This window comes from Candidatus Melainabacteria bacterium (assembly GCA_016193285.1).
Lineage (GTDB): Bacteria > Cyanobacteriota > Vampirovibrionia > 2-02-FULL-35-15 > 2-02-FULL-35-15 > JACPSL01.
In genome coordinates, this window is sequence record JACPSL010000024.1 from 41990 (window position 1) to 49414 (window position 7425).

General features: G+C 32.1%; 9 protein-coding genes. 6 read left to right on the forward strand and 3 right to left on the reverse strand.

Annotated elements, in window-relative coordinates; genetic code table 11:
• Nucleotides 1-17: 17 nt before the first annotated feature.
• A complete protein-coding gene (locus HYY52_05140) occupies nucleotides 18-503 on the reverse strand; it encodes a prepilin-type N-terminal cleavage/methylation domain-containing protein (GenBank protein ID MBI2996073.1) in 486 nt (161 codons plus the stop codon).
• 117 nt (nucleotides 504-620) lie between these two features.
• Here HYY52_05140 and ndk point away from each other — a divergent pair, with 117 nt between their 5' ends.
• Complete coding sequence (gene ndk, locus HYY52_05145) at nucleotides 621-1037, forward strand: nucleoside-diphosphate kinase (protein MBI2996074.1); 417 nt, start codon at nucleotides 621-623, stop codon at nucleotides 1035-1037.
• A 36-nt stretch (nucleotides 1038-1073) separates the two neighbouring features.
• Nucleotides 1074-1295, forward strand: a complete 222-nt coding sequence (rpsP, locus tag HYY52_05150) for a 30S ribosomal protein S16 (GenBank protein ID MBI2996075.1) — start codon at nucleotides 1074-1076, stop codon at nucleotides 1293-1295.
• A 10-nt stretch (nucleotides 1296-1305) separates the two neighbouring features.
• Here rpsP and HYY52_05155 read toward each other — a convergent pair whose 3' ends face one another.
• A complete protein-coding gene (locus HYY52_05155) occupies nucleotides 1306-1980 on the reverse strand; it encodes a hypothetical protein (GenBank protein MBI2996076.1) in 675 nt (224 codons plus the stop codon).
• A 285-nt stretch (nucleotides 1981-2265) separates the two neighbouring features.
• Here HYY52_05155 and nuoL point away from each other — a divergent pair, with 285 nt between their 5' ends.
• Entirely contained in the window at nucleotides 2266-4218 is a 1953-nt protein-coding gene (gene nuoL, locus HYY52_05160; GenBank protein ID MBI2996077.1) for an NADH-quinone oxidoreductase subunit L, read from the forward strand.
• Between the two features lie 10 nt (nucleotides 4219-4228).
• Nucleotides 4229-5764: a NuoM family protein gene (locus HYY52_05165; protein MBI2996078.1), complete on the forward strand. Its 1536-nt coding sequence runs from the start codon at nucleotides 4229-4231 to the stop codon at nucleotides 5762-5764.
• A 9-nt stretch (nucleotides 5765-5773) separates the two neighbouring features.
• On the opposite strand, the gene gcvH is transcribed toward HYY52_05165, so the two are convergent.
• Nucleotides 5774-6172, reverse strand: coding sequence for a glycine cleavage system protein GcvH (gene gcvH / locus HYY52_05170; GenBank protein MBI2996079.1), 399 nt, complete (start codon nucleotides 6170-6172; stop codon nucleotides 5774-5776).
• 261 nt (nucleotides 6173-6433) lie between these two features.
• Here gcvH and HYY52_05175 point away from each other — a divergent pair, with 261 nt between their 5' ends.
• On the forward strand, nucleotides 6434-6598 hold the full coding sequence (locus tag HYY52_05175) for a hypothetical protein (GenBank protein MBI2996080.1): 165 nt from the start codon (nucleotides 6434-6436) through the stop codon (nucleotides 6596-6598).
• 44 nt (nucleotides 6599-6642) lie between these two features.
• Nucleotides 6643-7212 (forward strand): hypothetical protein, encoded by a 570-nt coding sequence (locus tag HYY52_05180; GenBank protein ID MBI2996081.1) that lies wholly within the window; start codon nucleotides 6643-6645, stop codon nucleotides 7210-7212.
• The last annotated feature ends 213 nt before the right edge of the window (nucleotides 7213-7425 follow it).

Below are 7425 nucleotides of genomic sequence, written 5' to 3' on the forward strand. Positions count from 1 at the left end.
TGTAGTCTATGGTCTTTTTATTGTGCTCCTCCATTATCAAGTGAAATAATAACATCTGGCATGCTCATTACAACACCATACCCAGTTAGTACAAAACCACCTAAAGTTTCTTGTGTCTTTACTTCAGTACTTTTTCCTAATATAAATGGTTCTTGTAAAGTTGAATCTGATAAGTAACAAATATCACCAGCTTTTTCGCCTTCTGTACCATCTAATACTCTAACTGGTTCATTTGTAAAAGGGTTTGTTAAACTTTTTGCTATACCAAGTTCAATAATTTCATTTGCATCTTTTGGTACAACTCCACCCATATCTACTGTTGCAATTGCAATATTTGCTCTAAGAGCTTGCACACTTGCATTTACGCTTGCATTTTTTGCTCTGTCTTGAGCACCAATTAAGTTTGGAACTGCAAGTGTAATTAGTATACCTATAATTACAACAACAACTAAAAGTTCAATTAACGTAAAACCATAAGAATTTCTTTTAGATCTTAATTTCATTTTTTCTTTTCTCCTCTTTTCTCCGTTTTCTCCGTTTTCTCTGTTAAGTTTTTAGTATAACAAAAAGATATCAGGCAAATTTACCATAATATTTTAACTTATGATAAGGTAAATTTTATGCAAAGAACATTTTTAGCAATAAAGCCTGATGGAGTTCAAAGAAGATTAATAGGCAAAGTTATAGGTAGGCTTGAAGATAAAGGTTTTAAATTAGTTGCAATGAAATTTATGCATCTTAGTGATGACCTTGCAAAAAAGCATTATGGTGAACATAAAGACAAACCATTTTTTAGTGATCTTGTAAGTTTTATAACTTCTGGCCCAATTGTTGCAATGATATGGGAAGGGAAAGATGTTATTAATACAGTAAGAAAAATGATGGGTAAGACTAATCCTCTTGAGGCTGAAGCAGGTACTATTAGAGGAGACTTTGGAATTGATACAGGAATGAATATAGTGCATGGTTCAGATAGTGAAAGTAGTGCGAAAAGAGAAATAAGCTTGTTTTTTAAGGAAGATGAAATGATGCTATAATAACTTTTCTAATATTAGATTGAGGTATATTCAAAAATGCTACGAGTAAGACTTTCAAGAAAAGGTAAAAAGAAATCTCCCTTTTACAGGATTGTTATAATTGATAAAAGAAATAAGAGAGATGGTGCTCCTGTTGAAGAAGTAGGAACATACAATCCATTTACTAAAGAACTTAAAGCAGACAAAGAAAAAATCCAAGACTGGATTAAAAAAGGTGCTATACCAACAGCTACAATAACTTCTTTATTAAAAAGATAACTGATTTAAATTACTCACCAGAACCAGTAACTCTATTGTGGCTTCCATTTTTGTGTCCATTATTATTGTTGGGTTCGTTTGAATTGAATATTTTTGATTTAGGTGAAGAACTACCTGTATCTGCAAAAGCTGCAGCTGCGGTTGCTGAACCTACTATAAGTGCAGATACTGTAGCAGGTGCTTTCATTAGCTCTGTTGAGATACCTAGAATACTTTCTTTTACATGTGTAAGATATGTTAAAAATCCTGAAATAATTAGCAAGGGTCCCAAAACCCAATATGGGTTTAATCTTTTTTGAGGCTGTGAAGGTCCTTCAACTACTTCAGTACTGGGTAGACTAAAAGTTGGATCGTTTGGTTGTGTAGGATCACTTGGGCCTGTTGGTGGTGGTGATGCAGGGCGATCATTTCTTGCATCGTTGGTGTTACTGTTGACTCTTTCAGGAGGTTGTATATGTTGTGTTAATGCTTGAGCACTTGGTTGTGGTATATTGTCTTCATTATTTAGTGCTTCCCTTGCTTCTAAAACATTTCGGTTAGCTACATTAGTCTCATCATCAGGTTGTACTATTCTCCATTCTTCTGGTATTTGAATTTCATCACCAGACTGTTTGTCCAAAACTCTTCTTACTTTGGGAGGGAGACTATGATTCAATCTTCCTCTGTCTAATCTTTCGATGCCCATTTTGTTTCCTTATAATCGTCAATACTGTACTTGATTTATTTTTAAACGTGCCTAAAATAAGACTATTACTTAATTTATGAAAGAGAAAAAATATAATTTTTTTTTAATAATTTAACAAATAGAAGTTAATTAAATTACGTAGGATGTATTATTTTTTTCTTAAATAGCTATTTATAAGATACATGATCAGTCCACTAAAAGACTTAGATCCTTTTATCAGACATAAAAAATAAATTTAATTAGAGTTGAAAAAAGTACAAAGAATTTTTAGTAAAGATATAATCAATTTCTGTGGCCCATCAAATTTTAAAATATTCATGGCTAATAGCAACAGTTCCACTTGTAAGCTCATTGCTTATAATGTTGTTTTTTTATTTCTCAAGAAAAGTTAGTGCAGCTCTTTCAATTGGTGCTGTAGCATATGGATTAATTCATTCACTTTTTGTTTTATATTTTGTTTATTTAAATCCAGAGAGAACTTTGGAAATAAATTTCCCATGGATTAGTGCTGGTGAGTTTAAACTTTTTGTTGGTTATTTAATTGATCCACTTTGTGCAATGATGCTTGTACTTGTTTGTGTAGTTAGCTTTTTTGTACAAGTTTATACACATGGATATATGAAAGATGATCCTGGCTATAGTAAGTTTTATGCATATCTTTCCTTGTTTACTTTTTCAATGCTAGGTTTAGTGCTTTCAACAAATCTTTTTCAAAGTTATATTTTTTGGGAGTTAGTTGGAGTGTGTAGTTATTTACTTATTGGATTCTGGTGGGCTAGGCCAAAAGCAGCAAGTGCCTGTACAAAAGCTTTTATTGTAAATCGTATTGGTGATGCAGGTTTGCTTATTGGATTAATTATGCTTTATTTTTCTACTCAAACTTTTTGGCAGGATAAAGTAACCTTATCATTTAGTGAATTAAAAAATGCAATTGATTTTGCAGTTCATTTAAATATTTTGCCTGTAGTTGGAGTTATTAGTGTTACTACAATTGCGTTATTTGTTTTAATGGGACCAATAGCAAAATCTGCACAATTTCCTTTACATGTTTGGTTGCCTGATGCTATGGAAGGTCCTACCCCAATTTCAGCTTTAATCCATGCTGCAACAATGGTTGCTGCTGGTGTTTATTTAATAGCTAGAGCTTACCCACTTTATATAGCAGCACCACTTGCAATGGATACTGTTGCATGGGTTGGTGGAATCACTGCAATATTTTCAGCAACCATTGCTTTAAGTCAGTATGATATAAAAAGAACATTAGCATATTCTACCTGTTCCCAGCTTGGATACATGGTAATGGCATTAGGATTAGGTGCATATTCAGCAGGATTATTCCACCTCATGACACATGCATTTTTTAAAGCAATGCTTTTTTTATGTTCAGGTTCAGTAATAATTGCATGCCATCATGAGCAAGATATGAGGTACATGGGTGGTTTAAAAAAGTTTATGCCAATTACGTCCTTGACTTGTTTGATTGGTGTACTTGCAATTTCTGGATTCCCGTTTATGAGTGGGTTTTGGTCAAAAGATATGATTCTTGCAAGTGCATGGGAACATGACAAAATACTTTTTACAATTGGTTTACTTACTGCAGTGTTAACTGCATTTTATATGTTTAGACTATATTTCATGACTTTTAGTGGTGAGTATAAAGGTCATGCTCATCCACATGAAACTACTCCATCTATAACTATTCCATTAATAGGCCTGGCTATTCCTTCTGTACTTATTGGTCTAGTTGGTTCACCTTTGATTCCAGGTGGAGACAAGTTTTCATCTTTTATATCTTATGGAGTTTCTCATATCCATCATGAGTGGGGTCTTCAAATATTTTTAAAAGAGTTTTTAACTATACAAGACTTGTTACCTTTTATTGCGTTTATAGTTGGTAGTTTTTTTGCATGGCTAGTTTATAGAAAAGGTGTTTTAGTTAATGAGTTTATTAAAAAGAATTTAAGTTTTATTTATAATACTTCTTTTAACAAGTGGTATGTAGATGAAGTATATTTTTGGATCTTAGGCAAAATTATAATGCCTTCTTATCGTGTCTTGTGGGGTGTAATTGATAAGACAATTGTTGATGGGGTTTTTGTAAGTGGCTTTTGTAGTGTAACCTCATTAATTGGTAGTGGGTTACGTTATATGGAAACAGGTCGTGGACAGTTATATGCTTTAGTAATTTTTGGCTCTGTTTTGTTTTCACTTTTGTTTATGTTAACTAAGCTGAGGTAAGTTGATTGAAATGGAAAAACTAACTCAAATATTTTTACAGCATGCATTAACTACCATCGTTATTCTTCCTTTAATTGCAGTAGTTATTATTGCTTTTTTGCCAAGTAAAGAATCTCTCTGTAGACTTTTGTCCTTAATATTTTCATTAGATATTTTATTAAATGTTTTAGTTGTTATTTTTTCAAAATTTGATCCTTATTTAACAGCACTTCAATATGTTGAAAATTACAGATGGTTTGGAGATACGATAAGAATTAAGCTTGGGGTTGATGGTTTAAGTATTGCAATGGTACTCCTTATGGCAATATTACTTCCAGTAACAATTATTGCAAGTGAACCAATTGCAAAAGACAGGCCAAAACTTTACTATTCAATGTTAATGTTGCTTAGTACAAGTGTGTTTGGAGTTTTTGTAGCTCAGGATTTATTTTTATTTTTCTTGCTTTGGGAATTAGAGCTTATACCCATGTATTTTTTAATTGCAGTTTGGGGTGGACCAAATAAAAATTATGCAGCAATGAAATTTTTAATTTATACCTTTATTGCTGGTGTATGTATGTTTGCTGCTGTACTACTTTTATTTTTTGCAAGTGGGGCAAACACTTTTGATATGGAAGTTTTATCTAGGTACGGAAAAACTTTACCTCATATTTTTCAGCTTATGTGTTTTCTTTTATTTTTCTTATGCTTTATTATTAAGCTTCCGTCTTTTCCTTTTCATACATGGCTTCCAGATGCACATGTTGAAGCACCAACACCAGTGTCCATGCTACTTGCAGGAATACTTTTAAAAATGGGTGGATATGGGATTTATCGTATTTGTGTAGGTTTCTTCCCGGACATTTTAGCTGAATATGGTTTATGGATTACAATACTTGCTAGTGTAAATATTGTTGGTGCAGCAGTTGCATGCCTTGCTCAAGATGATATGAAAAGAATAATTGCTTATTCATCTGTTTCACATATGGGTTTTGTTTTGCTTGGAGTAGCATCACTTACACAGGCAGGATTTAGCGGTGGAATATTCCAGATGTTTAGTCATGGGTTAATAAGTGCTGCTCTTTTTATGCTAGTAGGAACTCTATATGAAAGAACACATACAAGGCTTATTGCAGATTATGGTGGAATGACAAAATACATGCCAAGATGTTTTTATTTATTTACATTAGCAGCATTAGCAAATCTTGCTTTACCAGCGCTTTCTGGTTTTGTTGGTGAAAGTTTAGTTTTTTATGGTGCATTTAGTTCAAAATATTTTTCTAACTTTCCAACAACATTACATTTTAACTTTGGACAAATTTGTGTTTTATTTTCTGCACTTGGAGTAATATTAACTGCTGGTTATATGCTTTGGCTTTTACAAAAAATTTTTATGGGGCCAGAAAATCCAAAATGGTCAAAGTTAACTGACTTAAGAACACAAGAAGTAGTTGTCCTAGGTTCACTTTTAGCACTTGTAGTTGTATGGGGAATTTATCCTATCTCACTTTCAAATTTATATGAGCCAAGCTTGAGTGAACTTGTTGGTTGTGTAATAAGACGATAATTAGTTTTTCTAATGTGCTTCTGCTAAAACAAACTTTGCATATTCATCAGCAGAAATTAAATTTTTATTTTGATGTAAATCTGAAGTAAGTCCAATTTTTATCATCCACCCTTTTCCATAAGGATCTTGATTAACATACTCTGGATGATCATTTAATTCTTTGTTAATTTCAATAACTTTTCCTTCGATTGGGATATATAAATCTGAAACAGATTTAACTGATTCTACTACGCCAAATTTGTCTCCTTGTTTATAAGTTTTTCCTACTTCAGGGAGTTCAACATATACTACATCTCCTAGTTCTTTACCTGCATATGATGTAATCCCTACAATGGCTTGATTTGAACTACTTAAAATCTTTAAGTATTCGTGACTTTTTGAGTATTTTAGCTCTTTTGGAAAGTCCATAATGAGTTTCTTTAATTTTAATCCATAAACAAATGTTTTAACTAAATGATAACTATAATTTGCAAAGCTATAAATATCCCTTAGTTGTTAGCTTTTATAAGATTTTGGGTAGAAATATGATGAATAGGTTGTAGTTAATAAACCAGTTAAGACACAGCAAGTAGTGACAATTAGTGAATTGCTAATTAGTAAAAGTTAAAAGCGATGGCCAAATAAATGGCTATCGCTTTTAATGCTATTTGACATGAAATGGAGAAGCTTATGCATGAAGACAATAAAGTAAAACAAAGAAAAAGTAATAGAGAAGAAAACTGGATAGATGATTTGTTAAAACGTCAGGAGCATGATTTAGAGAAAGAAGAGGAAATTTTATCAACTGTACCTCAAAGAATATGGCATAAATACTTAGAAGAAGATGAAGAATAAGACTTATGGAACTTCTTAAGTTCATACACTTCTTTTTAAACTAAATGAGTGATTCTTATTTTTTACCAGATGTTACTTTTATAAATCTTGTGGCTAGAACATCTTTAATCTTAGTTATGTTGTTTGGGCTTTTATTTTTAGCTAAGAAGATTTTGTCGCGAAATAAATTTGGCAGCCCTACAAATTTGCTTGATGACTTAGCCCAAAAGATTACTTCAACTATTCCAGGACTTGCAAACAACACCGGATTAAAATTAAAACAAATATTACCTTTAGTCCCTGGTCAAAATCTTTATTTAATTGAGTATGAAGAGAAAATACTGCTTGTTGGTGGTACTAATCAAGGCGGGGTACATTTTTTAGCTGACTTAAGCTGTGATAGCCAAAGCTTAAAAGATTTAAACAGCCAGTTTAAGCACGTAGACATTTTTTCTAATTCCCAGACAGAAACTCCTTTTATTGTGGCAAAGTCAACTAATAATTTACAAGAAGAAAAAAACATAAATAATAAGAATCAAGAAATAAGTCCAAGGACAAAAGACATGGTTCCTGTAACAAACGGACAACCTTTTAAAAGAAGAGTGAAATTTACCCAGACATTGAATATGTCGTAAATCTTCAATTATAAATCTTCAATTATTATTTTTGGTTGCATAAAAGACTTAAATTTTAAGTAAGCTGTGTTTACGCAACTTTGAAAATTAATCTCGAGAAAAGGCGTAATTCTTGAAAATATTAAAGTTTAAACAAAAATAGATGGCCTACATATTAATTCCTGGCATTGGTAGTTGTAATTGCTTAAAAGCATACTCTGTTCCACCAACTGG

Excerpts from the sequence above, each read along its gene's own strand:
- HYY52_05140 (MBI2996073.1), bottom strand. The coding sequence starts at position 503 with ATGAAATTAAGATCTAAAAGAAATTCTTATGGTTTTACGTTAATTGAA.
- ndk (MBI2996074.1), top strand. The coding sequence starts at position 621 with ATGCAAAGAACATTTTTAGCAATAAAGCCTGATGGAGTTCAAAGAAGA.
- rpsP (MBI2996075.1), top strand. The coding sequence starts at position 1,074 with ATGCTACGAGTAAGACTTTCAAGAAAAGGTAAAAAGAAATCTCCCTTT.
- HYY52_05155 (MBI2996076.1), bottom strand. The coding sequence starts at position 1,980 with ATGGGCATCGAAAGATTAGACAGAGGAAGATTGAATCATAGTCTCCCT.
- HYY52_05165 (MBI2996078.1), top strand. The coding sequence starts at position 4,229 with ATGGAAAAACTAACTCAAATATTTTTACAGCATGCATTAACTACCATC.
- gcvH (MBI2996079.1), bottom strand. The coding sequence starts at position 6,172 with ATGGACTTTCCAAAAGAGCTAAAATACTCAAAAAGTCACGAATACTTA.
- HYY52_05175 (MBI2996080.1), top strand. The coding sequence starts at position 6,434 with ATGCATGAAGACAATAAAGTAAAACAAAGAAAAAGTAATAGAGAAGAA.
- HYY52_05180 (MBI2996081.1), top strand. The coding sequence starts at position 6,643 with ATGAGTGATTCTTATTTTTTACCAGATGTTACTTTTATAAATCTTGTG.